Source organism: Nonomuraea endophytica, from assembly GCF_014203235.1.
Classification (GTDB): domain Bacteria; phylum Actinomycetota; class Actinomycetes; order Streptosporangiales; family Streptosporangiaceae; genus Nonomuraea; species Nonomuraea endophytica.
In genome coordinates this window covers 14,408-38,227 of the sequence record NZ_JACHIN010000031.1, presented here as the reverse complement: position 1 = coordinate 38,227, position 23,820 = coordinate 14,408, and the positions used below count along the sequence as shown (strand labels likewise).

Sequence of the window (23,820 nt, the reverse complement as noted above, 5' to 3'; positions counted from 1 at the left end):
GGAGGGCCTGCGTCGTTGGCGCGTCGTTTTGGAGCCAGTGGAGTGGGCAGCTCGGCTTCATGACAAATCCCTGGCAGGCGCGTTTCGGTTTCGATTTCGACCCGCGCTATCGATGGCCACTCTCGCTGCTGGGCATCCGGCCCGGCAACTGCGGGCTGATCGTGACCGAGCGGGCCCTGCGGGTGCGGTTCGGGCCGTGGCAGCTGACAACTGGCCTGCACAATGTGAGCGGAGCGAAGGTCACGGGACCGTACACCGCACTCAAAGTCATCGGACCTCACGTCTCGCTCGCCGACCGGGGGTTGAGCTTCGGCACCAACACCCGGCGTGGGCTCTGCGTCACCTTCCATCAGCCGGTACGCGGCGGCGAGCCGACCGGACTCCTGTGTCACCCGGGGCTGACCGTCACCGTCAGCGACCCGGACGCGCTGGCCGAGCAGCTCCGGTCGCACCTCCGGTCATCCCAGCCGGCACGCGGGTGAACGAGGCAAATGCGCACGTCAGACATGATGCGTACCTAGGGCCGTCGCGGTGATGAACCATCTGCGCCCCTGGCTGCCGACGCTGGTGGCGCTGTCGGCCGACTCCCCGTTCGATCGGGGACGAGACTCGGGGTATGCGAGCTGGCGGATCATCCAGCAGTCCGCTTTCCCGGTTCCGGGGTGCCGCCCTGGTTCGACTCGGCGGCCGCCTACGACCGGCAGGCGGCCAGGCTCGTGGCCCGCGGGGTGCTGGTGGACGAGGCGATGTCGTTCTGGCTGGCCAGGCCGGGCGTCGGGCTGGCGACGGTAGAGGTCCGCGCGGCCGACGCGGCAGGAACGGTCGAGGAGGCGGTACTGCAGGCGGCCCTGACCAGGGCCCTGGTCACCACGGCAGAAGCCGCCCTGGCCGCCGGACGGGAGGCGCCGAACGTGAGCGATCAGGTATGCGCCGCGGCGGTCTGGAACGCGGCACGCCATGGGCTCGACGGCCCGGGCGCAGCCGCTCCTACCCGTTCTGCGACACCGGCCGCCGGCCGCCGATCCCGCCGACGAAGCTCCTGACTCCCGCAACGTACAGGTGGATATCAGCGGTTCTGCGCGCCTTCCGTGATCAGGCCGATGGCCTGTGGCAGATCGTTCACGGCGATGACGCGGCCGGGCAGGGGCGTCTCAGCCCAGCCTGGCCCCGCGGCGAGCACCATGATCGATGCGCCGTTGGTGATCTGCAGGGCGTTGAGCGACGCGGTGGCCGGCGTGTGCGACCACAACACCACGACCTTCGGCCGGGCGCGGCCGACCGCGTCGGCGAGTGCCTGGTCGGGCACGTCGGTGCCGAGCGTGAGCGCGGGTACCCCTCGTTCGGCCAGGGCCGCGTTGAGGGCTTCCAGCGGAAGGCTGTGGTGTTCGCGCGCGGTGCAGGCGAGCATCGCGACCGGCGCTCCCGCGGCGGCGGTGACCGCCTGGTGCAGGCTGGTGGTGATCGACCAGGACAGCAGGTGTTCCACGTCGACGCAGTCGCCGTGGCCGGAAACTCGCTTCTGCACCCGGTTGAGGGCGGGCATGCACAGGTGCTGCCAGGTGTCGACCACCCCGTGGGTGTGCAGGGCCTGGCAGATCGTGGTGATCGTGGTGTGGCTGTCGAGCCGGTGCGCGGCGTCGACGAGCCGGGCGATCAGGTCGCGGTCCATGGGGACGTTGCCGGGCCCCCGGTCCTGGGCGGCACGGGCGGCGGCTGCGGGCGGGCTGCCTTGGGCGATGAGCCGCTGCATGACGATCAAGGCGGCGATGTCGGTTTCGGTGTAGCGGCGGTGCCGGCCGGGCTGGTGATCGCTGGGCCCGATGCCGTAGCGGTTGTTCCAGCTGCGCAGCGTGGAGAGCGGCAGGCCCAGCCGGCGCGCCACCGCGCCGGCGGCGAACGTCGGCGGATCCAAGGCGGGCCCGGCCGGATGGACGTGCTGTGTCACCTGCCTATCGTGGCATCCCGCCCTGGTAGGCAGGGGGCCTGGGCGATGCGCCGGCTCTGGAGGGCGTATCGGCCCAGGCCCGGACGAGAGGGGCTCGGCTCAGCTCTGGTGAGGGCCGTTGACCTCGCCCCGCCAGGCGCCGGTTTCCCCGCCGCGCTTTTCGATGAACTCGCCGAAGCGCCGCAGGTCGCCCTTGACCCGGTGGGTGAGCAGGCCGACGGCGTCGGCGACGTTCTCGGCCACGCCCTCGGGGTCGGTGTCCATCTGCAGGGTGACCCGGGTGTGGTCGTCGTTGAGCCGGTGGAAGGTGACGACGCCGGCGTGCCGCGGGCCGTCGATCGACTCCCAGGCCACCCGCTCGTCGGGGTGCTGTTCGGTGATGCGGGCGTCGAACTCGCGGCGTACCCCGCCGACCTTGATCTTCCAGTGGGTCATGGTGTCGCTCTGCTGGGTGATGGATTCCACGCCCTCCATGAACTCGGGAAAGGTCTCGAACTGGGTCCACTGGTCGTAGGCGGTCCGGACGGGGACCGCGACGTCGACGGATTCGGTGATGGAGCTCATACAGATGGTTCCCTTCTAGTCGTGACGGGACATTGGTCGCCCGTACGCCGTGCGCCTCCACGCCGGCATGCTCAGCGCGCAGGCCGTGGCCCAGACCAGGGCGAAGACGCCGATCCGCGTGCGGGCGCCGCGGGTGGGCAACGTGCTGCCGAACACCGCGGCATCGCTCAGATCCGATGCCACCCGCGCGGCGATGGCCGTGCGCAACGCCACTCCCTCGGGTGCGGCCACCATGGCCGCGCCGATGGCCAGATCACGCGCGCCCACCGCAGCGATCAGCGTCGAGACGCCGGGCAGTGGCTCACCCGCCTTGTCGACCAGGTCGCACGGCCCGGCCAGGAGCCTGGGCCGCACGATGATCGCGGCCGAATAGAGCACGGTGATCGCGCCGAGAATGCGCGGCAGCAGCGTCATAACCTCACGCCTGCCCTCAGCAACGGCGCTAAACGACGCATAAACGACGCAGTACGGCTAGCCGCGGGCGTACGCCCTGGCCGTCGTCTCCCGGAGAGGCACATACCATGGGCCGCGCGACACGCGGGCGCAGCCCGGTCCGATGGGCAGCACTCCTGGTCGGCGGCATCCTCGGGTTCGTCCCGGGCCACCTTCCTCGTGACCACTGAAAACGTGCGACCTCATGTCGCAACCGAACATGTCCCCAGCCGCCAAATAGGTCTTCATGGCCGTCGTGTTGACACGGTCGCGGCGGTTCTGCCGGTAGTTGGTGACGTAAGTTGTTCGCGAATTCTGACGTCACCATCGGGGTTGCGGTGTCAAGCTGGATGTGCTCAGTAAAGGAGCACCCCCGATGCCGCCTGGTCAGTCGAAGGTCGAGTTGTATGCCGCGCTGAACCGTACGCGCCTCGCCGTTCCAAGCCGGATGCCTTCAAGCCGGTGATCGACCAGATGCCGCTGGCTGATCTGGATGCGCCGAGGAAGCAGCGTCACCCGGGTCCGGATCTATCGCCGGTCGATCGACGAGCACGCGATGGACGACATGTCCTACCAGGTCGTGCGCGCCTACGTCGCCAAGCGGAAGCCGGAGACGGGTCGAGGCCGGGCGTGGCCCGGCGCGGGTGTTCATCGAGCAGTCGCACCTGGCCGGCGTGCCGTTCGGCAAGCAGCACTCACGATCAAAGCCAGTCGCGTGGAGCCGGACGCGCCATCTGCTGTGTGGATAGGTGCTGAAGGTGTCGTATCGTGGCGAGGTTGCTGCGCGGTAGACATCGGCGGCAGCATCAGACTTCCTGTTCCTTCTGTGTCGATCTTGAGGTGACGTCCTATTAACCAGGCCATGTAGTCGTCCGTGGTCCCCGCGTGCTGTTGTGTCGCACGCGTTCGGGGCGGACGTCGCGCTGGCCTGAGTTGCGTCACCCTTCCCCGCAGATTTCCGTCCCAGGTGCAGCTCTGCCGTCTGCCCGGGTTTGGGGTTTTCCGGCCCCGGTGCGGCTGTCGGCAGGTCTCCCCGATTCCTTTGGATCAGGAGTTCCGTCGTGTCTTCTTCCGCTCTCGGCGACGAGCAGCAGCCCACCACCCAGAATCCAGACCACCCAGCACCTGGGCCGTCGAAGATGACCTTGGCCGCCCGGGTCGCCCTCTCGGTGCTGCTGACCGCCGAGCTCATGGATATCCTCGACCAATCAGTCGTGCTGACGGCCCTGCCCCGTATCCAGGAAACGACCGGCGCCGGACCGGACGCACTGCAGTGGCTGACCACCGGCTATTCACTGCCCATTGCCATCGGGCTGATCACCGGCGGGCGCCTCGGCGACCTCTACGGCCGGCGTAGGATCCTGCTCATCGGCACCGTCGTGTTCACCACGGCCTCGCTGCTGTGCGGCCTCGCCACCGGTCCCGGTGTACTGATCGGCGCCCGCATGCTCCAGGGCGTGGGAGTGGCCCTGATGATCCCGCAGGTTCTGGCCACCCTCCATGTCACCTTCGAGGGCCAGAACCGCAGCAAAGCGTTTGGCTTGTACGGGGCCGTCCTGTCCCTCGCCAGCGTCCTGGGCCCGGTGATGGGCGGACTGCTCACCGAGGCCGATGTGTTCGGCCTGTCCTGGCGGCCGATCTTCCTGATCAACGTGCCCGTCGGCCTCGCCGTGATCCTCCTGGGACGCAGGTTCATCCCCGAGTCGACCGTCCCGAAGGCCGACCGGCCCGACCTGACCGGCATGCTGCTGTCCGCACTGGCCATCGTCATGATCATCTTCCCTCTCACCGAGAAGCACCTCCATCACTGGCCGCTGTGGTGCTTCGCCCTGCTTGGTGCAGGACTCCTCGCGCTCGGAGTCTTCCTGCGCCACCAGCAGCGCAAGCAGAACAACGCACCCCTCGTGCCGCTGTCCCTCTTCCAGGGGCGCCAGTTCTCTGGCGGCCTGGCCGCGCAGCTGATGCACGGCCTGCTGTGCGGGCTGTTCTTCATGACCTGGACCCTCTACCTCCAGCGCGGACTGAGCATGAGCCCCTTTCACGCGGCCCTCGCCTTCGTCCTGCTCTCCCTGGGAGAGCTTGCCGGCGCGACGATCGCGGCGAAGAGCGCCGGGCGCTTCGCCCGCCGCCTGCCCCAGACCGGAGCCCTCGTCACCATCGCTGCGATGGCCGCCTACGGACTCCAGGCCGACGCAGGTCAGGGGGGCCTGACCATTCCGGTGGTAATGATCGGCTTCGGCCTTGGCATGGTCGGCGGCCCGCTCGCCGACATGTCGCTGGCCAAGGTCCCGCACGAGGCTGCCGGGGCCGGCTCGGGCCTGTTCAACACCGCCATGCACCTGGGCATCGCCCTCGGTACCGCGCTGACCGCCCTGGTGTTCTTCGCCACCACCGACGGCTCACCCGACGCCGGGCTCAACCGCGACGCGTTCATCACCGTGCTGTGGTGGGTCGGCAGCGTCCTCGCCCTGATGTGGGCCCTGATGTTCTGCCTGCCCAAGCAGGCCAACAGGCAGGCCGGCTGAGTCAGCCTCGCGCCCCGGTCGAGCGTGGTTCCCGCCCCAAGGACAAATGATTCTTGGGGCGGTACGCTCACAGCCTGTCGGCATGAGAAGGTTTCCCGACAAGCCTTCTACCAGCCCCGAACAGCCCGGGAACCGGACACTGGGCGATGAAACACCGCTCCGGACGACAGGATTTCCCTACAGGAATGCCAGCGACGCACGCCGTTCAGGTGCATCATGGCGAAGCGCACGGTATCCCGCCGAGGCGAGAACGTTGCGTAGGAGTCAGCCCGCGTCGCGCAGGCCCGGTTCGAACACGGTCGCCGGGTCGATGTCCGACCGGAGCCCGCACCCGCTCCACCCAGCGCGCGCTCACGCGGCACCGAGCTGGTGAACGGCGAGGCGTCCCGCTCCAGCGGCCTCGGGCGCTCGGACAGACTACGAAGCGTGGCCGCCGGGCCGCCATCCGCCGGCGATGACCTCGGCTGCGCGTTCGGCCGGGACGGGCTCCACCGACCCGCTCATCCGACCCGCTCATCCGGCGTGCGCCGTGTCGGCGTGCATGTGGGAGTGCACCACCCGGTACACGCGAACGCGCACCAGATGTGGGACTCAGCAACGCTGAAGCCACCCGATGGCTGGCCCACCCCTTGGGGCCGCAGGTGGCTCCAGCACCCCGAAACTGAGAAGTGCGGCGATCCGTGGGTTCTGACACATGCACTGCCGGCTGGGAAACGATGGCGCACTGTCACGGGTGGGGGATCACGGGCAGGGCGGCGGCCCTCATAGCGGGAAAGGTGCGGCGGGCGGGGCCTGGCGGCACCGCCCGCCTCATGTCGTCGGACGTCAGGTGGCCGGGGCCAATTCGTCGGCGTGGTCGGCCGCCCACTGTGCGAGCGTGCGGCCCTTCCTGCTGGTGACCTGCTCGAAGGTGGGTGAGACCTGCGGGGGCTCGTCGGCGTACTCGGCCTGGTAGCACAGGACGTATTCGGCGATCTCCATGGGGATCCCGGCCTCGATGTAGGCCTGGCGGGCCTGCCCGAACGTCAGCCCCTCGAACGCGATCGGGCGGCCGAGCCCGGCGCCGATCGTCTCCGCCTGCTGCCGATGAGTGAGCGCCTCGGGCCCGGTCAGGTCGTAGGCCTGGCCCCCGTGGCCGTCCCGCAGCAGAGCGATCGCCACGACCTCGGCGATGTCCTTCTCGTGGATGGGGACGCCGACGCCGTCAGGGTAGGCGTTGCGGACCATGTCCTCCTTGCGGATGGACTCACCCCAGACATCGAGCTTGTTGACGGCGAACTCGCCGGGCCGCACGTGGGTCCAGGTCGCCCCGGACTCCTCGACGACCTGTTCCACTGCGTGCAGCATCTCGAAGCTCCCGGCTCGCCGTGCCGTGACGGCAGCGCCGGACATGCACACGATCCGGGTCACCCCGGCCGCCACGGCGCGGTTGACGAAGACTCGTGCCAGGTCGGTCGCATGATCTGGGTCGAAGAGGCCGGCGATGAGGAACACGCCTCGCACCCCGTCGAACGAAAGGTCGCCCGGACGGTTCAGGTCGCCCTGGACGACATCGACGCCGACGGACAGCCCGGCGTTCTCGGGGTTGCGGGTGAGCGCCCGGACGGGCCGTCCGGCCGCGACGAGCCTATCGACCACGTGCCTGCCCACGGTGCCGGTCGCTCCTGTCACAAGAATGGTCATGGAGAACCTCTCTGTGGAAACCAACGATGGGTGCGGGCCCGCTGCCGAAGACGGTAGGACAGGTCCGGCAGGCCTCGCATATGGAACGTTCCCACGTGGGTGTTCGTGGCCGCCCGGGCAGAGACTCAACCGATGGCGGGCACCACCTCGTCGCCCACAGGCGGCCGGAGCCCACCGGTGGGCCGTCCGCGACCGCTCAGGCCGTTGGCCCGGTCGCCGCGAGCACCGATGCACAACACCAGGCCGAGATTGGTGAGCGTGCCAGGCCGCCCACCGAACCTGGCTGTGACGTACGGGGCTGTCTGGGGCCCAGCAGCCCGCGGTATGACGGGACTGCCTGCCTGTGACCACCGTAACCTCGGCGGGGTGTTACGTGAAAGCTGCTTCACGTTCGTGGAGAGTGAACGACACGGAACCGAAGCCGTCCGCCGAGACGGCTGGAAGGTGGGGCGGTGAGCGTTGATCCGCTCGATCGTGTCGCGTCTGGCTGGACGCTTCTCATCCACCGTGCCCGCGTGCGGGTGGAGATTGCCCGCACTCGGCGGGATACCTCACCCGTGAGCGGATCGGCCGCCGTAACCGCTACCACCTCAATGCCGACCAGCGTTTGCGCTGTCCCACCGATGTCGGCATGCCGGCGCGCCGGCTGATCGGCATGTTCTCCGAGCGCGATCTGCACAGCTCGCCATAGGCGTGTGGTGTGACCGGCCTTCCATCCGGGCGCCTGTTTGGCGTGCCTGGGCTCTCGCCCGCAGCAGCGCCATCGAGCCTCACGAGGATGGCAGCGGGCCTGTGGTGTGGGCCAGCATCTGCTCCTCGGCGCCGGCTCGCCATTCGGTGAGCAGGACGGTGGCGTCGTCACCGAGGCCGCCGTCGTGGTGGTCGAGGATGCTGAAGATGAGGCGGCGGAGGGTTTCGGGGACGGGCAGGTTGTCGCTGTGGTGGCGGATGATGAAGTCCACGAACCGGGCCAGCCCGAACTCGCGGCCGCGCGCGCCGCCGGCTTCGATGATGCCGTCGGTGTAGAGCAGCAGCCGGTCGCCCGGTTCGAGTTGTTCGCGGTACACGGTGACGGGCATGTCCAGATTCATGCCCATGGGGTGGGAGGGCGGGCCGCTCATGGTGGTGCTCCACCGGCCGCCGCGGATGAGCACGGGTGGCGGATGGCCGCGGTTGATCCAGGTGAGCGTCCCGTCGCGCAGGTCGAGGGTGGCCATGACGGCGGTGACGTAGCGGGTGGTGCGGCCGAACTCCTCGATCAGCACCTGTTCGATGGCCGTGCTGTTGGCGGCCAGGTCCATGTCCTGGCGGCGATGGTTGCGGCAGGAGGCCATGGCCAGATTGGCGGTCAGGGCCGCCCTCAGGTCGTGGCCTTCGGCGTCGAAGATGGCCAGATGCAGGCTGTCGCCACGGAAGGCGTAGTCGAAGGTGTCTCCGCCGATCTCATAAGCCGGTTCCATCGCCGCCCCGATGGTCACCCGCGGGGTGACACAGGTCAGTGGTGGAATCAGCCGCCACTGCATCTCGGCGGCGACGTTCATCGTCCGTGAGCGCACCAGCCTGGGGTAGGTGTCACTGTTGGTGCGATGGCTGACCAGCAACAACGCCAGCAGCGACGCCAGGTGGCGGCCGACCGGCGGGGGTTCGCTCTCCGGGCCGGGCAGTTGCAGCACGCCGAGCCTTTCGGTGCCGTTCAGCAGCGGCAGCCACCACAGCTGCCGCCCGTCCTCGCCGCGCTGTGACAAGGGCCGCACCTCCTGGAAGACACGTCCGGCCAGCGTGGTATCGATCCGCAACTCGCCATCATGGCCGCCGTTCCCGCCGGGCGGTCGCCGACGGACTGGCTGATGCGCGGACGAAGCGGCGTGGCTGGTCGCCGTCATCGGGCGTAAGACGTTCTGCTGCAGGTCGGCCACATAGATCACGACCTGGTCCAGGCCGGCTTGAGCGGCGTGGCCGGCCACCAAGTCGGGAAGGTCATCCAGCGTTGTCGTGTGACTGGCATCCAGCAAGCCGGTCAGCATCTGCTCCAGGCCGCTCATCTCAGCCATGACACTCCCACTCCTTCACCAAGAGGGCTCACCGGCGATCTTTCCGGCCCAGACGACCGCCCACGTGCCCTACCACTGTCGCAGCGTTTGCCCGGACATCGGACAGCCCAGCCGGCCATCCCGTCAGGGCCTGGAATGTACGCGCAGTTCGGCCCGGACCAGCAGTCGGCCCAATCATTCCCGTTGGCCGGTGGCGCGGGTCAGCTGATGTGGTTGACGAAGATGCCGATCGGGATCGAGGTGGCTGCCCCGAGCAGGTAGAACATCCACGCCAGCTTCACCTGCTCCTGCGCTGCCCGCTTGCCTTGGTCAACGAGCGCGGCCTGGAGGTCCTTGACCTGTTGCTGAAGCTCTTCGATCTTGCTGCTGAGAGGCCCTCGCACGGCTTCTTCCTTCGCTCGCCTATCAGCGGCCCATCCCAGGCGCAGATACTGGTACCAGTTCGCAAAGCGTGCCGCGAAAGCACCCAAAGCCACGAACTCGACCAGGAAGACCCACACGATGAACACGGGCACACGGCCGTGTACCGCGTAGAGAATCTGCGCCAGCATCAGAGTGAGAATCCAAGCAGCCAGCGTGAGCAGGAAGTACTTGCGAGCCCCCTGCCACAGCCATCTCGCAGCCACCCTTGTCCGCAGGAGGAGAGGGCCGACTGCGTGTCGTAAGCGTCGTCTGGTCACCCCTTCATTGGACCCCGCCGACCGGCCACCCGAGAGGATCGCTGCCCTACTGGGCCGATGAATCGAGGGTGTTTGGAGGGGCACAGCCGCGCTGCTGGCTGTGGGGACCACTTTTGCCCCCGGCAGGCGGGTGCCACCTGAATGCGGGTGGTACGGGCCGGCCGACGACCCCTGTGTCCGCGCGGCACACCTTTGGTTGAGGGTGTGGTGGCAGATCGGGCGTGCGGGCCCTCAGCGTGAGGCAGGAGACTTCGGGATCTGCGGTTGATGGGCGGGATGCGGTGTGGCCTGGTCGGCGCGGTCGACGGCCAGGCCGCAGGGTGACGAAGCCGCCGGGGCCAGTTTCCGGTGGTGTGTCCGGGTTGGCGTTCGTTTTCGTAGGCGGCGTTGATGTGCAGCGCCTCGGCGAGTTGGTCTTCCAAGACGACGATGCGGCAGGCGGCTTCCACGGGCGTACCCTGGTCAACGAGGTCACGGGCGCGCGCGGCCAGGCACGGTCGGCGGGAGTAGCGGCGGTGGCCGCCGCTGGAGCGTTCGGTTCGATCAGGTGGGCGGCGCCGACTATGAGATCCACGCCGACGCGTCGACGTCAGCGATCGGCGTCATACGCCCAGCACTATGGGGGAGTCGCTGCGATGGATTTCCATGGGCCCTCTCGAAGGCTGGATTGGTGTGGTGAGCCTTCCGGCTCGGGGCCGAGCGGCGGATGATGACAGTGCGGTGCGTTTCCCGACGCTCTGTCGGTCGTTGAAGGGGCGTCCTGGTCGGATGCGGTGAGGTGATCGCAATGGCGCAACCGGAGCGAGACGAACGGCTGGCACGAGCGTTCCTGGACCTGGCCGACACCCTGACCGGCGGCTTCTACTTGATCGACTTCCTGCACGTTCTGACCGATCATGTGGTCAATCTGCTGAACGTGGCGGCGGCCGGAGTGGTCATGATCGACGCTCACGGGCGGCTGGTGGACGTCACCGCCTCCACCGGAAGCGTGCACCAACTGGAACAGGTGCAACTGGACTTCGACGAGGGCCCGTGCCGGGACTGCTGCTACCAGCACGAAAGCATCGGCCCAATGGATCTGAGCGGGCCAGCGGCTCGTGAACGCTGGCCGCGCTTCAGCCAGGCTGCCCGCGATGCCGGGTTCGGCACCGTGGCCGCGGTTCCCCTGCGCCTGCGGGAGGAGAGCATCGGGTCGCTGAACCTCTTCCACATCCACCCCGATGCGCTGGATCCGGCCAGCGTGCGCCTGGGACAGGCGCTCGCCGACGCGGCAACCATCGGGATCTTGCACCAGCGACTCGCCAACGACCAGGCTGAACGGGTCGGGCAACTGCAGACGGCGCTCAACAGCCGGATCGTGATCGAACAGGCCAAGGGATACCTGGTCGCCCGCCTGAGCATCTCGCCCGAGGACGCCTTCGCGCGGATCCGTGCCCACGCCCGCGCCCATCAACGGTCGCTGACCCTGCTCTGCGAGCAGGTCATGCAGGGCAGCGCAGGCACCGAACTGTTCGCCATTCCCGCCGCCCCTCGCCCTGATGTCTGATCCTTGCGCCACCGCCCTCTTCCCGGTGCGCCGCCCCCTCCACCTCATTCCGTCTCATCCAGCTAAGGAGGCCACGTCGTGTCCACAACCGCGTCAGATCTCGCCGCACTTCTCGCCGCCGCCTCCCAAAGCGCCCAAGGATTGGGAGCACTGCCGCCCGCGCGGTGCGCGGCGGCACTGGCCCTCGACGGCCTGACCATCTCCCTGATCAACCACTCCGGCCTCGAACTCGTCTGGTCCGACCCTGCCGACACCCCCGGCATCGCCCTGGACGACCTGCAGTACACCTTGGGAGAAGGCCCCACCCTGGATGCCGCCCACACCGGCCGGCCCACGATCGTGCCCGACCTGCACGCCATGCCCGAAACCCGCTGGCCCGCCCTTCTGCCCGCCCTCCACGACCATCCCGTTCGCGCGGTCTTCGCCCTGCCGCTCCACCTGGGCGTCATCCGGCTCGGAGTACTCACCGGCCGCCGTGGCACCCCCGGCCCCCTACACCGCGCCCAGATGACCGATGCCCTCGCCCTCGCCGAGGCCGCCACCGTCATCCTCCTCACCCCCGACGGTGTCCACGACATCGGCAGCAACGACCCGCTACCCCTGCACCGCGCTCTGATCCACCAGGCAACCGGCGCCCTCAGCTACCGCCTTGGCGTCTCCCTCACCGACGCCCTGGCCCGCCTACGCGCCTACGCCTACACCAACGACCGCCCCATCCTCGACGTCGCCCACGACGTCATCCACCACCGCCTCCACCTAGGCAGCGTCTTCAAATGATCACAGCCGGAGCAGGAGCGACGCGACGGTGACCACTGCGGTGCAGGAAGTCGCGATCTTGTCGTAGCGGGTGGCCAAAGGCTGCGGAACTGCTTGAGCCGGTTGAAGCGGCGTTCGACGACGTTTCGCCGTTTGTAGAGGTCGAGGTCGAATCGGGATGGTCGGCCACCGCATGGTCGGGCGGGTACGGGCTCGTCCCGGTCCCAGGCGGGGAATGCTGAAGGCGGCCAGGACGTGCTGTGCGCCTCGGCCAGGCGGTGCACGCGGAAGCCCAGCTCGGCCCGCTCCCTGCCAGGACTGCTGGTAGGAGCGCTTGGCCCGGCCGACGAACTCGGCGAGCTCGCCGGGGTCCTCGGCGGCGGGGGCGGCACCTTCCGTTGGTGCAACACCCCGCGTGCCCTCTGACCGGTCGGCAAGGGCAGGATCCGTCACGAAGCGCTAGGGCCCCCGGGTCGCGCGGCTGCTCACCGGTGTAGTCGCGCAACCAGCGCTCCCGCGTCGACAGCGGCCGGTACAGCCGGTACAAGATCCGGCGCGGCTGCGGAAACGGCGCCTTGACGGGCTTATCGCGGGCCAGCCACGAGGTGATCGTCTTGGGCGCGAACCCGGTGACACCGCTGGCTCCGGCGGTATTCACCCACACGTTCGGTCAGATTCCGGCACGATCGAAGTCCCGCGGCGAGGGTGGCGTCACAAGCGCTCGAACCGAAACGTAACGAGTCAGGTGCCCGCCAGTGAGGCAAATGGCGATCGTCAGCCAAGCCGGCCGAGTAGCCGGGTGCGACGCCTTCGTTCTGGTCCCTCGCCCAGCGGGTGCCTCGTACACGTGAGAGGGCTGGTCTCTCGGTCAGGCCTGAGGGAGGTCTCCGGAGCGCACCTGTTCTCCGGCGGTCTGCGCCACCTGTTCGTCGTAGGCATACAACCTGATCTGGATCCCGTCCGGATCACGGAAGCCGCAGGCCCAGCCGCGTGAGGCCCGGACGATCGGCGGGTGCCAGATGCCCAGCCGGTCGAGGTGCTCGACCCACTGCTGCAGTCCCTCGCGGGTGGTGGCCAGCGCGAACGGATCGGCGTCGTACAGGGCCTTCGCCAGTTCCGGGTTCTCGCGGATGGCCAGCTCGAAGTCCACGCCCGGGATGCGGAACGACATGCCGCGAACCACGCCGTCGCTGTCTTCGAAGCTCATCGCATGCTCCAGGCCGAAGACCTGCTCATAGAAGGCTCGGCTGCGGGTCAGGTCGGTGACCCAGATCTTGAGGTGGCGTAAGCCGGTCACGAACACGGCTCAATGATGTCAGCAAACGCAGATCGGCGACGTGGGCACGCCTACCATCCAGCGTTCTTTCCTCAGAGTGACCCCCTTCACCGCGCTCGTCTTGACAGATGACGACGGGCATCGAGAAACCGATATGAGCAAGAGGTCCAGATCACCGGCGGCTACATGGTCAGCAGCGCGGATCACCTACCGCGACGAATTCACCGCAGAGGCAGCGAGGTAGTCGTGCAGCACGGCGTGGCGGAACTGATACACCGGCCCCGCGGTGCGCAACAGGCCAAGACGGTGGGCGTCGTCCAGGAACGCCATCAGGTCACGAGGAAGGTGCCCCGTCCAGGCCAGCCGCCAATTGGTGATCTTGCAGATCAGCCAGGCATGGTGCTTGCCCTGCCTGAGTCCGAGCACCAGCCCCACTGCGAGCCCGGGCGCAAGCCCGTCCGTGACGCCCTCCTTGACCCCTCCCACAGCGGCCTCCAGGAGCCCGAACGCCAGTCCGCCCAGGAGCATTGCGGCTGTTGTCCGCAGCAGGGTGAGACTGCGGTCGGACTTCCACATCGCCAGCGGGGAGGTGGCCTTGGCACGGGACGCTGGTTGTTCCAGCCACTCGATCGTCGCCTTGGCGAGCAGGCCGGTCCCCGCACCTGCCCACAGCAGCGCCGCGAACGAGACCGTTGCCGCGCTTACGATCCCGTCCTGGGCCGTGAGCAGGCGCCCGTCGGTGAGTACGTAAGCGATCTTGAGCATGAGTGCGATCATGAAGGGGAACAGGACGATGAACGCGAGCGCCATGCGCAGACGTCGGGCGAGGGCGGTCATCCGACCGGAAAGCCGGAGGTCGGCGTACCCGGGTGGCTGGTCGAACCACCGCTGAACGTGCGGGGCGGCCAAGGTCACGAGCCCGCCCACGAGCCCGGCTATCACGGCGCCCCCAGCATCACCTGCGAAGATTGCGCCGAACGACAACGTGAGCCAGGTGGCGATCGCCGCGGCGACTTTGACCCAGGCCGCCGAGGCGAACCTGATCGCCAGCGCGCCGACGAGCCCCACCGTGAGTCCGATGGACAATTCCCCCATGAGCCCCACCGGAAAGCCGGCTTCCAGACTGAGCGCAAGCCCGATCGGAAGGCTGACTGGGAGGAGAAAAGTGATCCCTGCCACGATCGCGGCGATGAGCTTGCGGCGACGCCCTGGAGCGAACCTGGCCGAGAGCCACCAGGCGAGCGCCAGTCCGGCCACCAGTCCCACCGCCAGGCCGACCGGCAGCCCGAACGCCAGCCCCACCGGGAGGCCGACCGCGAAGCCGGCGACGAGCTTGATGCGACCGGCCACACGGCGTCGCTCGTCATCAGGCGTCGTATCAGAGGACAACCGCCACCAAGCCAGGTCGTAGGTACTGCGGCCATGCAGCACGCCGGCGAGATAGGACAGGTGATCGCGAGTGCGATCAGGATCCCACCGGCGGCGGGGCCGAAACTGGTCGGAGCCGGCGTCGTCTGGCGGGCGCGTCTTGATGAGCGCCGGGATGAGCCGGTCGAGCAGATGGGCGCGCAACGCCGTGGCGTCCTGCCCCAGAAGGCCGGCCAGCGGCCGGGGGTCCGCGCCGGGAGCCATGAACACCGTACGGACCAACCACAACCACATGGGCGTTCCAGACAACTCAGCCAGGGCGGGCACGGAGCCCGCACGCAGCGCGGCAAGCACCTCGGTCCAGGCTGGCGGTGGATGATCGGGCAGGCAGGCCGCCAAGTAATCGGCGGCGGCAGCTCGCGACAGCGGCCTGGCGACGATGACCGCGGCACCGGTGAGCGGGCGCCCCGCATCACGGACCGCGGCTGTGAACTCGATGCGGCGGCTGGTGAGGATCATCCCGTCGCCCTCACCGAGCGAGCTGTTGAGTGCCTCGATGATCCGGACTCGCATCGGCGCCGACACCTCATCAAGGCCATCCAAGACAGGCAGGATGTGCCCACCGTGGACAAGCTCAGCGGCGCTCGTACCGAGTTCCGGCGCGCGAAGCGCCGGATAGTCCAGATGCAGCCGGGCGGCAAGCCAGCTCTGGAGCCGGGGATGGGCTTCAACGTCCCAGCCGGAGACCGGGAACAGCACCGGCACCGGCACGATCTGCCCCGGCCCGGCAGATGCTTCGTCCGTCGGGCGGGTGGCGAGAAGATGCAGCAGCAACTGGACGGCGAGCGTGGTCTTCCCCATTCCCGCGCCGCCCGCTATGACGATCCGGCGGCGGGCGAGAGATCGGAAGGCAGCCCCCAAGCGGGCGATGTCGTCACTGCTCACATCAAGGTCAGACTCCTGTTCGCCGCCAATCAGACGAGGACTGCTCATTACTGTCGGGTCACTGGCCAGCTTCCAGCGTACGGAGATGGGCGCCGGGTCATCGAGAAGACGGTTTCTGGCCTCCTCGCGCCATTGACGCTCCACCAGCCCGGCCAGCACATCGGCAGCCTTGCCGACCTCGGCGGGTAAGGAAGCGGGCGCACCACCCCAGCGCAGTGCCCAGGCCAGGACCGCAGCCACCGCGGTGGCCCCGGCCAACGCCACCGCGGCGAAGTCCGCGAGGTTGACTGCCTCCTCCGGCGAATAGGAACGCCACACCAACAGCACGAGCACGCCAACGACGAAGAAGGCGATCACGGCGACTGTGGAGCGCCGACCGAATCTCCGCGTGCGCTTGCTCACGCGTACATCGTCGCTGCGGGACGGCTCATTTGCAGCATCTGCACAGACCCTGATTTCCGGCCAGTCACATTCTGGCGGCGCGGGTGATGCTCTCAATGCCGTTGTACATGGAGCCTCTTCGTCCACCTGTCTGCTACTGACATGGGTATCGCGACTCGCTGACACTCTCCTGTCGCTCAACGCTATGTCCGCGTACTCGATAACTGTTGGGCGTTACGAGATGTCAGTGGAAGGCATCACAGTCCGTGATACTGCTTTGGGCGTTGCGGCCGACCATCGGGCCGGAGCTAGGGCCTGTGTCAAAGGCAAATGAGCCAGTCGTTGATGGTTGCGATGTGGATGGTCGCTCCGCAGCGATCGGCGAGCTTGTCGAAGCGAGTTGCGATCGCGCGGTGGCGCTTGAGCCGGTTGATGCCGCGGCACCCGGACGGCGTTCTCGGCCACCACCAGCCCCCCGACCCTCGTCGCCAAGCCCGGCCAGCACCGACCGATACACCGCCAGCAACTCCTTCCCGGTCGCCGGGAGTTCCTCACCGCGCAGGCCCATCGCGCGCAGCAACTGCCCCGCTGCGACCGGCTCGCGCGCCGGGGGGTGCAGCCGTGCAGATCCAGGAAAACACCCCACCGGCGAACCAGCCTTTGCGCCGGGCGTGGTGGGCGGCCACCAACGCCTGGGCGGTCTTGCCCACCGCGGCCATGCCCGCCACCGCCGTCCCCCCGGTCTCGCAGCCGGGCCAGGATCTCGCCACGGCCCGGTGAAGTCCGGCAACCCCGCCAGCGCCTTCACCGGAGAGGCAACCGGGTGCAAGTGGACATCGTCGGTGATGACGGTGCCCGGGTTGTCACCGTCGATGACCACCGAACGCTCTCCCTCGGCCGTGGGGCCGGACGCTGACGCGCCGGGTACGGCGGGGAAGAGCTCGGTGAGGAGCGGCCTGGGGGAGGGGAGGTCGTCACCTCTTGACGATGACGGGATCCAGCCCGCCTGTGCCGAATCCGTGACCCAAGGCGGATCGCCGAGCAATACCGGCGCACTGTCCAGTGCCCGGCACGGAGTCCTCGGTGTTGAACATCAAGTCCACGATGCGCTCGATCTGGGCCTCGGTCAGCGGCTTGAACAGCACCCTGTTGAGGAACTCGGCCCGGAAGTGCGAGCGCAGCTCGTTCATGACCCGGTCGTGGGCTTCGGGCTTGATCTCGCCGTCGGAGGTGACCCGTCGAGCAGGTACTGGGAGCCGATGTTCGAGGTCATGATGATCACGGTGTTGCGGCCCTGCCCGTCCGTCGTCCGGAACCTGCAGGAACGTGTTGCACGTCCGCGTGCGCCTTCTCCACCTCGTCAAAGACGATCACCGAGTACGGCTGGCGCCGCACCGCCTCCGTGAGCCGGCCGCCCTCCTCGTACCCGGTGTAGCCGGGAGGGGCGCCGACCAGGCGGCTGACCGTGTGCCGCTCCTGGTACTCGCTCATGTCGAGGCGGGCCCCGCCGCACCTGGGTGTCCGCCTGCGCCATCTGCGCGCAGCCCCCGTGATAACACTGATGGCGTCGCCGGGCGGATTGAGGAGGGCAGCGCTCCCGGAACGCCAGTCCTTTCCGTTCCCGGCGCTCCTGCCCGTCCCGGCAGCCACCCCTTCCGGCCGCCCCGGTCTGGACAGCGAAACAGGGTCACGCGGCCCAGCGCATGCGACCCTGTCCCGGCAGCGAACGCCAGGCTCCCCTGGTCCCTCCCGCCCTGGACTCGCCGGTCCCTGGCGCGGGGATTGTCGGGAACCTGCCGCTGCCGCAACATCGACGATAGGTTCGAGCCTTCCGGTTGCATAGACTCGCCATCGCAACTAACCTGCAATTGGAAGTGCAGGTTACCGTCTCGCGAAGGAGGCCTCTGATGCTTTTGACCTCGATCGATCCGTTCTTCCAGGAGTTCGAACGCCAATTCAACCGGCTGACCCGCCAGACCTTCGGCGACACCAACGGCACGGCCATGGCGATGGACGGGCTGCGCCGCGACGACGATGTCGTGCTCCGCTTCGACCTGCCCGGCATCGACCCCGACTCCATCGAGGTCACCGTCGACCGCGGCGTCCTGTCGGTCAGCGCCCGCCGCGAGGAGGAGGTCGCCGACAACGAGCGGCTGTTCGTCCGCGAGCGGCCGATGGGCACCTTCACCCGGCGCGTCTACCTGTCCGAGCATCTCGACAGCGACAAGATCGACGCCGGCTACCACAACGGCGTGCTCGCCGTCCGCATCCCCGTCCTCGAGCGGGCCAAGCCCCGCAAGGTCGAGATCACCCGCACTGACGGCAAGGCGATCAAGGCCTGATCCGCGGCAGGGGCGGGCCACGGCACGAACACCGCGCGGTCCCCGCGGCCCGCCCCGCCCTTCTAGGAAGGCCACCGGATGACTCTGCCCTTCGACGACGAACACGCCCCGCTCTACTCCCTGGGCCAGGTCGCCGACATGCTCCAACTCCAGCAGGCCTACCTGCGCCGCCTGGACCAGCACGACGTGGTCACCCCCAGCCGATCCGCCGGCGGCCAGCGGCGCTACTCCCGCAACGACATCACGACCGTCCAGCACGTCACCCGGATGACCGATGAGGGTATGACCCTCATCGCCATCCGCCGCATCCTGCAACTGGAAGAGGAGGTCCGGCACCTGCGCCGCCAACTGGCCGCCGCCGAGCAAGCCCAACAGGCCGAGCCCACACGGTCACCGTCAAAGCAGCGTGGGTAGTCACCCCCAGCACAAGCGGGATGCCCAACCGGATGATCAGCCCCTGGCGTCGACGCGATGGACGTGCTCACCGTGGCGGTCATAGGCCCGGGCGACTTCCTCTTGTCTTCTTGCGCTGCGAGGTCAGGGTCCGGCCGGGTGTTCGCGTTCCTGGTTGATGCGTAGCGCCTCGGCGAGCTGGTCTTCCAAGATGATGATGCGGCAGGCGGCTTCCACGGGAGTGCCCTGGTCGACGAGTTCCCGGGCGCGCGCGGCCAGGCGCAGCTGGTAGCGGGAGTAGCGGCGGTGCCCGCCGCTGGAGCGCAGCGGTTCGATCAGGTGGGCAGCGCCCAGAGCCCGCAGGAATGCGGGCGTGACACCGAGCATGTCAGCGGCCGCGCCCATGCTGTAGGCGGGGTAATCCTCATTCTCGAACCGGTCTTCGGCCGTGGATCCGGCCGGGTCGGCGGTCTTGCCGTGAGCGAGCGTGTCGCCGTCGGCAACTGAGCGACGTTGATCCATACATTCCTTTCCCAGACGCGCACAGGGGGCCCCGGCGCATCTCGCGCCGGGGCCCCGAAGAGTTCAACACCATCTCCCGGCCTTCTGGCCGGTCACTTGTTTCCGCGTCCGCCGAACTGTCCGGCGGCGATGCGGGGATCGCGGTGTGTGACCGTAGACCACCTTCCTTCTGTGGAACTGCGGTACCCGAGCGGCGAGACTCAGCCGGCAACGGGCGATCCCGATGGCGTTCAACGCTCCCTTCATCTCTATTTTCGCGACCTACTGTCCAACTTCACCTGTGGCAGCGCGTCCACGGTCAGGGCCCCTAACCACTGCGCTGGCCCGTCCCGTCCGACCTTCTGCCGTCAACCTGTCCTTCGTTGTGCTCTCCGGGCAGTTCATCGTGGTGCCGGTACTCTGCTGCCCGGTCGATCCGTCCTTGCGATAGGAGAAACGTTAGCGTCAGTGGCAGCGAATGTCTACTGCGGCGAGCATAGATTTTTGATGTCAGGCGTGGCAGCCTTCCGCTGCCGTCGTGACCAGCAGGAACGCCGCCCGCCTGATGCGCCAGCGATTGGACCTCGCGGCGGGTGAGAAGAGCTGGGCTGGGCGGGGCACGCTTTCCGGCCTTCCGCGGGTGGCCCGCGCGGGGAGGGTTTGTTCGGTCAGCGTGTGCGTTGGGTGATGAGGACTTCCAGGCCGTCGAGGCGGCGTTGGAGGCCGAACTCACAGCTTCCGCAGGGGGTTGAGGGCCCGGCGGATGCGATGGCGGCGCTCAGCGCGGGAAAGCGGTCGCCGGCCTGGTCGAGCATGACACTGAGGGCGGGGCTGAGCTGCCGCTGCCTGGTCCAGGGCTGGGTGCCGGCCGAGGTGACGGATCGGGTGTTGGGGACGTGGCCGCTGAGCAGGAGGACCGCGTCCATCTGCTCGCTTCCGTTCAGCCCGGTCTCGGCCAGGGCGGCGACCGCGACCTCGGTCCAGCCGATCTCTTTCGGACCCATGATCCGCTCGCCGATGGTGGCGCCGGGCAGCCACGGGTGGCGGTCCCAGGCCTCCCACAGCTGATGGGCCCACTCCTGATAGCCGCTCACGCCCATCCCGCGCTGACTGTCACCGCCACAGCCCCGCGTAACCCACCGCGAGCTGTCGGCCCAGTACGAGTGCGGTCGGTGCGCCTGAGAGCTGGGCTGCGGGGGAGGGCTGTGTCAGCGGGCGCCTTCCAGGGCCGTCTTGACGAACCACGCGATCGAGGGTGACCGGCTGTCGGCCGGCCAGAGGGCCAGGGTCCGGTACGGCGCCGCGTCGCGCACCGGGCGGTAGGTCACGTCGGGGCGCACGTTCCTGGCGGCCAGCGAAGCCGGCACCAGCGCGACGGCCTGGCCCAGGGCGATCACCTCCAGCAACTGGGCGGTGTCCCGCACGACAGGGCCGCCAGCCGGCCGATCCGGGTTTCCCAGCCAGTAGTCGTGGTCGACGACGGTTGAGTCACTCCATTGGGGCGCCGGCTCGGTGATCAGGTCGGCGGTGCTGAGGACCTCGCGCGTTGCGAGCTCATGTCCGGAGGCCAGGGCCGCGATGCGCGGTTCGGTCCGCAGCAGTTCGGTGTCAAGGCCGTGGCCGTTGAAGCACCCCGCGATCGCCACGTCCGCGCGCCCGTCGCGAACCATGTCGGCTTGTTCGCCGAATCCGCTCACCACGACCCGGAGCTCCGGCGCGTCCGGCTCCGCACCGGACCGTTCGCAGATCCGGTGCAGCAACTCCGTGGCCACCCCCGGCTTGGCGGTGACCAGGAGGCCGCGGCGGGGACGGCCCGCACGCTGTGTCCTGCGCACCGCGGCATCGAGGGTTCCGAGGACGACGGCCGCTTCCTTGGCCAGGGTCTCACCAGCCTGGGTCAGCGCCAGCCGGTGCCGGGTGCGATCGAAGAGGGCGACACCGAGCCTGCGCTCCAGTTGGCGTATCGCCCTGGACAAAGGCGGCTGAGCGATACCGAGCCGCTCAGCGGCACGCGTGATGTTCAGCTCCTCGGCAGCGGCACAGAAGTAGCGCAGTTCGCGGATTTCCGGCTCGGGCATACCAGCAGGGTATGGGGCGGCACCCAATCGGTCTTCGCCTTTCGGCGCTCCGGCCGCTGGGGTGGGGGCATGAACGCGAATGAAGTCGCCCTTGTCACCGGCGGCAACAAAGGCATCGGCCGACAGATCGTCTATAGCCTCGCCCAGCAGGGCTTGACCGTGTTCCTCGGCGCCCGCAATCCAGGGCTCGGCCACTCGGCCGTCCAGGAACTCCAAACGGAGCAGGCCGCGGTCTGCGGCGGAAGGCAGACAGGCGAGCCAGCCGCCGATCCCAGCGGGACCGGTGGCCTGGATATCCGGTTCGTGCAGCTCGATGTGACCGATCCAGGGTCCGTCGAGGCCGCCGTCGACCGGATCGAGGCCGAGACGGGACGGCTGGACGTGCTCATCAACAACGCCGGCGTCATGGTCGAGTGGGGTCTCCAGAGCACCGACATCACGGCCGCGCACCTCCGCGAGACCTACGAGGTCAACGTCTTCGGCGTCGTCACGGTCACATCAGCCTGTGTTCCGCTGCTCCGCCGTTCTCCCAATCCGCGGATCGTCAACATGTCCAGCGGTCTCGGGTCGCTCACGCTCATGAGCGACCCGACGAGCCCGCTCTCGGCCCGGGCGTTCCTCGCCTACAGTTCGTCCAAAGCAGCCCTCAACGCCCTGACGCTGATCTATGCCAATTCGCTCCGCGCCGCGGGCATCAAGGTCAACGCCGTCAGCCCGGGCCTGGTGCCCACCGACCAGAACGCCGCCGCGACCTTCCCTCGCGGGGACCGCACCACTGCCGACGGTGCCGTTGTCGCGACCCTGCTCGCGACGATCCCCGCCAATGGGCCCACCGGCGTTTTCCGCGGCCCGGACTCGCTGGACGACGTCATCCCCTGGTGAGTCCCCGGACACGAGCACGCTGCCGGTGCCCTTCACGCCGACCAGATTCTCCGGGTTCTGTCGCAGAAATGGTGTCCCGCTCGAAAACATGGCTTCGGGCTCTGAGCTGGCATTCTGCTGCGCGATCAGATCGGCGGCTGTCCCCATCGCGGGGTGCTGTTGTCGCTGATCTACCGGGTGGTTCGGTGCTTATGCGGCTTGTGGCGGTGCTGGTCCGCTCTGATGCGTCCAGAGAGAGGCTGAGCTGCCGGTGCTCCGTCACGAGAACCAGGTGCCGCGATGGGGTCGTGCCGACCGGCTCTGGCTCGCGGCATTGTCCCGGCTGATCCAGCGTCCTCAACTCAAGAACTGTTGCTTACCCGGGGAAGGGACGTCCGCGCAGAGTTACTCCTGCGGTGAGGAGGGGGATCCGGTGGCGCAGAATTCGGCTTCGAGGACGTCGGTGAATGCGGCGATGGGGTTGTTCCAGTCGCCGTTGACGTTCTGGACGAGCATGCGTGTGGCGTCGCGGGTGCCGTACGCGTATGACCACGAACCTACGAGCGCACCGCCCATTCCCCAGACCGTCGTGCCGCATGACAGTTTCACCGACGACATGCCGAGGCCGTAGGTGGTGTTGGGTATCCACTTTCCCTCGGGAACCGGGTTGGTGGCGAACATCTGGCGCTGCTGGGCCTTCGGCAGGAGCCGGCCCTTGAGCAGCGCGGTGAAGAACCGGTCGAGGTCGGCGGCGGTGGAGACCATGTTGCCTGCCGCCCAGCCGGCGGAGGGGTTCAGGTCGGTCACGTCGTAGGTCGTGGGCTTCGGCTCCTGGGAGTACAGCGTGGAGTAGTGCCGCGCGTGGGGACCGCGGATCCGCACCTCGTTGCCTCCGGGTACGTGGGTGCCGGTCAGGCGGAGTGGGCGGATGATCCGTTGTGCGACCTGTTCGGCGTAGGTCCTGCCGGTCGCCTTCTCGACGATCATCGCGGCGAGGACGAAGCCTGTGTTGGTGTAGGTCCAGCCCTGGCCCGGCTTGAAGTCGGGCGCGTTGGCGGTGCCGATCTTCACCAACTGCTGCGGCTGGTAGCGGTCGTAGCGGTGTTTGAGGAAGCCGGGGCCGGCCAGACGGGCCAGCATCTTCTTGTCGTTGAGGTGGTTGAACAGGCCGCTGGTCATGTTGAGCAGCTGCTTGATGGTGATCTGTCGGCCGTCGTTGCCGTTGCCGCGGACCAGGCCGGGCAGCCACTCTTCCACCGTGTCGTCCAGGCTGAGCTTGCCTTCGGCCTCCAGTTGCAGCACGACGGTGGCGGTAAAGGTCTTGGTGATACTGCCGATGCGGAAGCGCTCTTGGGGCAGGCGCTTGCGACCGGTTCGGGTATCGGCCACGCCCGCCGTACCGAACCACTGATCATCGCCGTCGCGGACCGACGCGAGGATGCCGGGAAGGCCGGTTTTGGTCACGGCCCGATCGAGCGCCTGCTGCACTCCGG

At 68.3% G+C, this 23,820-nt stretch carries 21 protein-coding genes and 2 pseudogenes; 10 read left to right on the top strand and 13 right to left on the bottom strand.

All coding sequences use genetic code 11. From position 1 onward, the window contains the following. The first annotated feature begins 59 nt into the window (after positions 1 to 59). The 3 genes and pseudogenes from HNR40_RS52520 to HNR40_RS52515 all read left to right on the top strand — a co-directional run bounded on the left by HNR40_RS52520 (position 60) and on the right by HNR40_RS52515 (position 1,043). On the top strand, positions 60 to 482 hold the full coding sequence (locus HNR40_RS52520) for a hypothetical protein (protein ID WP_184976301.1): 423 nt from the start codon (positions 60 to 62) through the stop codon (positions 480 to 482). 52 nt (positions 483 to 534) lie between these two features. Continuing rightward, positions 535 to 582: pseudogene (locus HNR40_RS58090) on the top strand (hypothetical protein); the annotation flags it as partial. 80 nt (positions 583 to 662) lie between these two features. Next, positions 663 to 1,043, top strand: a complete 381-nt coding sequence (locus HNR40_RS52515) for a glutamate-cysteine ligase family protein (protein ID WP_246510890.1) — start codon at positions 663 to 665, stop codon at positions 1,041 to 1,043. Positions 1,044 to 1,066: 23 nt separating this feature from the next. Here HNR40_RS52515 and HNR40_RS52510 read toward each other — a convergent pair whose 3' ends face one another. The 3 genes from HNR40_RS52510 to HNR40_RS52500 all read right to left on the bottom strand — a co-directional run bounded on the left by HNR40_RS52510 (position 1,067) and on the right by HNR40_RS52500 (position 2,923). Beyond that, a complete protein-coding gene (locus HNR40_RS52510; RefSeq protein ID WP_184976298.1) occupies positions 1,067 to 1,945 on the bottom strand; it encodes a MerR family transcriptional regulator in 879 nt (292 codons plus the stop codon). A gap of 99 nt (positions 1,946 to 2,044) precedes the next feature. After that, on the bottom strand, positions 2,045 to 2,509 hold the full coding sequence (locus tag HNR40_RS52505; protein ID WP_184976296.1) for an SRPBCC family protein: 465 nt from the start codon (positions 2,507 to 2,509) through the stop codon (positions 2,045 to 2,047). A gap of 15 nt (positions 2,510 to 2,524) precedes the next feature. Next, positions 2,525 to 2,923, bottom strand: coding sequence for a hypothetical protein (locus tag HNR40_RS52500; RefSeq protein WP_184976294.1), 399 nt, complete (start codon positions 2,921 to 2,923; stop codon positions 2,525 to 2,527). A gap of 1,079 nt (positions 2,924 to 4,002) precedes the next feature. Here HNR40_RS52500 and HNR40_RS52495 point away from each other — a divergent pair. Then, a complete protein-coding gene (locus HNR40_RS52495; RefSeq protein WP_184976292.1) occupies positions 4,003 to 5,466 on the top strand; it encodes an MFS transporter in 1,464 nt (487 codons plus the stop codon). A gap of 825 nt (positions 5,467 to 6,291) precedes the next feature. Here HNR40_RS52495 and HNR40_RS52490 read toward each other — a convergent pair. The 3 genes from HNR40_RS52490 to HNR40_RS52480 all read right to left on the bottom strand — a co-directional run bounded on the left by HNR40_RS52490 (position 6,292) and on the right by HNR40_RS52480 (position 9,751). After that, entirely contained in the window at positions 6,292 to 7,149 is an 858-nt protein-coding gene (locus tag HNR40_RS52490; protein WP_184976290.1) for an NAD(P)H-binding protein, read from the bottom strand. A 770-nt stretch (positions 7,150 to 7,919) separates the two neighbouring features. Continuing rightward, positions 7,920 to 9,200, bottom strand: a complete 1,281-nt coding sequence (locus HNR40_RS52485; protein ID WP_221341907.1) for a PP2C family protein-serine/threonine phosphatase — start codon at positions 9,198 to 9,200, stop codon at positions 7,920 to 7,922. A 200-nt stretch (positions 9,201 to 9,400) separates the two neighbouring features. Next, complete coding sequence (locus HNR40_RS52480; protein WP_184976288.1) at positions 9,401 to 9,751, bottom strand: hypothetical protein; 351 nt, start codon at positions 9,749 to 9,751, stop codon at positions 9,401 to 9,403. 916 nt (positions 9,752 to 10,667) lie between these two features. On the opposite strand from HNR40_RS52480, the gene HNR40_RS52475 reads away from it, so the two are divergent. Then, on the top strand, positions 10,668 to 11,426 hold the full coding sequence (locus HNR40_RS52475; RefSeq protein ID WP_184976286.1) for a GAF and ANTAR domain-containing protein: 759 nt from the start codon (positions 10,668 to 10,670) through the stop codon (positions 11,424 to 11,426). 78 nt (positions 11,427 to 11,504) lie between these two features. Next, positions 11,505 to 12,203: a GAF and ANTAR domain-containing protein gene (locus HNR40_RS57750; RefSeq protein ID WP_184976284.1), complete on the top strand. Its 699-nt coding sequence runs from the start codon at positions 11,505 to 11,507 to the stop codon at positions 12,201 to 12,203. Positions 12,204 to 13,050: 847 nt separating this feature from the next. Here the strand turns inward: HNR40_RS57750 and HNR40_RS52460 are convergent. Together HNR40_RS52460 and HNR40_RS52455 are read right to left on the bottom strand one after the other, a co-directional pair. Beyond that, entirely contained in the window at positions 13,051 to 13,485 is a 435-nt protein-coding gene (locus tag HNR40_RS52460) for a VOC family protein (RefSeq protein ID WP_184976280.1), read from the bottom strand. Positions 13,486 to 13,665: 180 nt separating this feature from the next. Further along, positions 13,666 to 16,173: an NACHT domain-containing protein gene (locus HNR40_RS52455; RefSeq protein WP_184976278.1), complete on the bottom strand. Its 2,508-nt coding sequence runs from the start codon at positions 16,171 to 16,173 to the stop codon at positions 13,666 to 13,668. Between the two features lie 600 nt (positions 16,174 to 16,773). On the opposite strand from HNR40_RS52455, the gene HNR40_RS52450 reads away from it, so the two are divergent. After that, the gene (locus HNR40_RS52450) at positions 16,774 to 16,932 is read left to right on the top strand and encodes a hypothetical protein (protein ID WP_184976276.1); all 159 of its coding nucleotides are present in this window, start codon (positions 16,774 to 16,776) and stop codon (positions 16,930 to 16,932) included. A 311-nt stretch (positions 16,933 to 17,243) separates the two neighbouring features. Here HNR40_RS52450 and HNR40_RS56990 read toward each other — a convergent pair. Continuing rightward, a pseudogene (locus HNR40_RS56990) lies at positions 17,244 to 17,652 on the bottom strand (AAA family ATPase); the annotation flags it as partial. Between the two features lie 407 nt (positions 17,653 to 18,059). On the opposite strand from HNR40_RS56990, the gene HNR40_RS52440 reads away from it, so the two are divergent. Continuing rightward, positions 18,060 to 18,494, top strand: coding sequence for an Hsp20/alpha crystallin family protein (locus HNR40_RS52440; RefSeq protein ID WP_184976274.1), 435 nt, complete (start codon positions 18,060 to 18,062; stop codon positions 18,492 to 18,494). 78 nt (positions 18,495 to 18,572) lie between these two features. After that, a complete protein-coding gene (locus HNR40_RS52435) occupies positions 18,573 to 18,908 on the top strand; it encodes a MerR family transcriptional regulator (RefSeq protein ID WP_184976272.1) in 336 nt (111 codons plus the stop codon). A 123-nt stretch (positions 18,909 to 19,031) separates the two neighbouring features. Here HNR40_RS52435 and HNR40_RS52430 read toward each other — a convergent pair whose 3' ends face one another. From HNR40_RS52430 to HNR40_RS52420, 3 genes are all read right to left on the bottom strand, one after another. Beyond that, on the bottom strand, positions 19,032 to 19,292 hold the full coding sequence (locus tag HNR40_RS52430) for a helix-turn-helix domain-containing protein (protein ID WP_246510893.1): 261 nt from the start codon (positions 19,290 to 19,292) through the stop codon (positions 19,032 to 19,034). Between the two features lie 764 nt (positions 19,293 to 20,056). After that, the gene (locus HNR40_RS52425; RefSeq protein ID WP_221341905.1) at positions 20,057 to 20,482 is read right to left on the bottom strand and encodes a TetR/AcrR family transcriptional regulator C-terminal domain-containing protein; all 426 of its coding nucleotides are present in this window, start codon (positions 20,480 to 20,482) and stop codon (positions 20,057 to 20,059) included. 114 nt (positions 20,483 to 20,596) lie between these two features. Next, positions 20,597 to 21,466, bottom strand: coding sequence for a LysR family transcriptional regulator (locus HNR40_RS52420; RefSeq protein WP_184976266.1), 870 nt, complete (start codon positions 21,464 to 21,466; stop codon positions 20,597 to 20,599). A gap of 69 nt (positions 21,467 to 21,535) precedes the next feature. On the opposite strand from HNR40_RS52420, the gene HNR40_RS52415 reads away from it, so the two are divergent. Beyond that, positions 21,536 to 22,348 (top strand): SDR family NAD(P)-dependent oxidoreductase, encoded by an 813-nt coding sequence (locus tag HNR40_RS52415; RefSeq protein ID WP_184976264.1) that lies wholly within the window; start codon positions 21,536 to 21,538, stop codon positions 22,346 to 22,348. A gap of 384 nt (positions 22,349 to 22,732) precedes the next feature. Here HNR40_RS52415 and HNR40_RS52410 read toward each other — a convergent pair whose 3' ends face one another. Then, positions 22,733 to 23,815, bottom strand: a complete 1,083-nt coding sequence (locus HNR40_RS52410) for a serine hydrolase domain-containing protein (RefSeq protein WP_184976262.1) — start codon at positions 23,813 to 23,815, stop codon at positions 22,733 to 22,735. Positions 23,816 to 23,820 lie beyond the last annotated feature (5 nt).